This window comes from Microbacterium sp. 13-71-7 (assembly GCF_002257455.1).
Lineage (GTDB): Bacteria > Actinomycetota > Actinomycetes > Actinomycetales > Microbacteriaceae > Microbacterium.
On record NZ_NCKN01000384.1, the window covers coordinates 1 to 2,097 of the forward strand.

A 2,097-nucleotide genomic window follows, 5' to 3' on the forward strand; every position below is an offset into this window, starting at 1 on the left:
CCTGCCCGCCACCACCGACATTCGAACCCCAGATCAACCCAGATTTCCAAACAGGGGATAACCCGACCGGAGCCCCGACTGTGGAGGACGATCCGCCGCGCCAGACCGTCCAGCCGGGCCTCGACGGTCCGGAGTGAATCCCACCCGTCCCGGCCGTGAATAGCATGGTTCCATGCGCCAGAATCCGAGCTTCGCCATGACGGACGTCGCCGAGCTGCGGCGGATCATCGCCGCCAACCCGTGGGCGACCCTCGTCGGCCGCGACGAGAACGGCATGACCGCGTCGCACTACGCGGTGCTGCTCGATCCGGAACGCGACGACCTCACGATCGTCGCCCACGTCGGCCGCCCCGACGACCTCGTCCTGGGCCTGGGGGCGCAGGAGCTGATGGTGGTCTTCCAGGGGCCGCACGGCTACATCTCGCCCGGCTGGTACGGCGACGTCGCCGCGGTGCCCACCTGGAACTACGTCGCGGTGCACCTGTCCGGCGTGCCGGAGCTGCTGGACGGCGAGGAGAACCTCCGCGTGCTGAACCACCTCGTCGATCACTTCGAGGGCCGGCTCGCAGACCCCCGCGGCATGTGGACCCCGCCGAACGACGAGGCTTTCGTGCGCCGCCTGGAGGCGGGCACCGTGGGCTTCCGGCTCACCCCGACCCGCGTGACCGCCAAGCGCAAGCTCAGCCAGAACAAGTCCGACGAGGTGATCGAGAACGTGATCCTCGAACTGCGGGGCGACGGCGTGTACGCGAATCCCTCGCTGGCCGCCGAGATGCAGCGCGCCCACGACGCGCGCCTCGCCGCCCGGGCGGACCTCCGGTGACGGCGGCGGAGATCGGCGTGGATCTCGATGCGATCCGCGCGGTGCGCGTCGCCACCGCGGATCGCCGACTGCTCGCCGTGGACGGTCCGGTGGACCTGCTGCTCGAGGACGGCCGGATCGTCGACATCGCACCGACCGGAGCGCTCCCGCTGCGCGGGCACGTCTGGGACGGCGACGGAGCATGGATCGTTCCCGGCCTGTGGGATCACCACGTGCACACCGTGCAATGGGCGCTTGCCGCGCAGCGCGAAGACCTCTCCGGCACGACCGGCGCCGTCGAGGCGGCCGCGCGCATGGCTCGTGCGGCCGTGCTGGGCGACGGACGCAGGGTGGGCACCGGCTTCCGCGACGTGCGCTGGCCGGACCGGCCAGACCTCGCTCTGCTCGACGAGCACACCGGCGAGATCCCGACCTACCTCATCAACGCCGACGTGCACAGCGTCTGGCTGAACTCGGCGGCCTTCCGCCGGGAGGGCTTCCCCGTCGCGCCGGACGGGGTGCTGCGCGAGGAGGACGCGTTCGAGATCTCCCGTCGACTGAACGCCGCGGATCCGGCGATCGCCGACGAGGCGGTGCTCGAGGCCTCGCGGCGGGCGGCGAGCCGCGGCGTCGTGGGACTCGTCGACTTCGACATGGGCTGGAACGCCGAGGCCTGGGCGCGCCGCCTCGCGCACGGCTTCGACATCCATCGCGTCGAGTACGCGGTCTACCCGCACGACCTCGATCGCGCGATCTCCGCGGGACTGCGCACCGGGCAGGGGATGGCCTCCGATCCGTACGGCCTCGTGCATGCGGGGCCGCTCAAGATCATCTCCGACGGTTCGCTCGGCACGCGCACGGCCGCGTGCAGTCATGGTTACGCCGACGATCCGCACAATCACGGCGTGCTGACGGTGCCTCCCGCCGAGCTGCAGGAGCTGCTGCTGCGCGCCACCGGGGCGGGACTCGAGATCGCTCTGCACGCGATCGGCGACCTCGCGGTCACGGCGGCTCTCGACGCCTATGCGACCACGGGCGCGCAGGGGACGATCGAGCATGCCCAGCTCGTGGGCCACGGAGACCTCGCCAGGTTCGGAAGGCTCGGCGTGGCCGCGAGTGTGCAGCCGCAGCATGCGCTCGACGACCGGGACGCCGCGGATGCGCTGTGGGCGGGGCAGGCCGCGATCGCCTACCCTCTCGCGTCGCTGCACCGCGCGGGTGCGACGCTGCGCTTCGGATCCGATGCGCCGGTCGCCGCGCTCGATCCCTGGCAGGCGATCTCCGCGGCCGTCTTC

Annotated in this window: 2 protein-coding genes; both read left to right on the top strand. The window is 71.7% G+C overall.

From position 1 onward, the window contains the following. Nucleotides 1-172: 172 nt before the first annotated feature. The gene (locus tag B7X32_RS20550; RefSeq protein WP_292724015.1) at nt 173-823 is read left to right on the top strand and encodes an FMN-binding negative transcriptional regulator; all 651 of its coding nucleotides are present in this window, start codon (nt 173-175) and stop codon (nt 821-823) included. Between the two features lie 17 nt (nt 824-840). Next, the coding region (locus B7X32_RS20555; RefSeq protein WP_292724017.1) for an amidohydrolase family protein at nt 841-2,097 on the top strand (1,257 nt) is incomplete at its 3' end.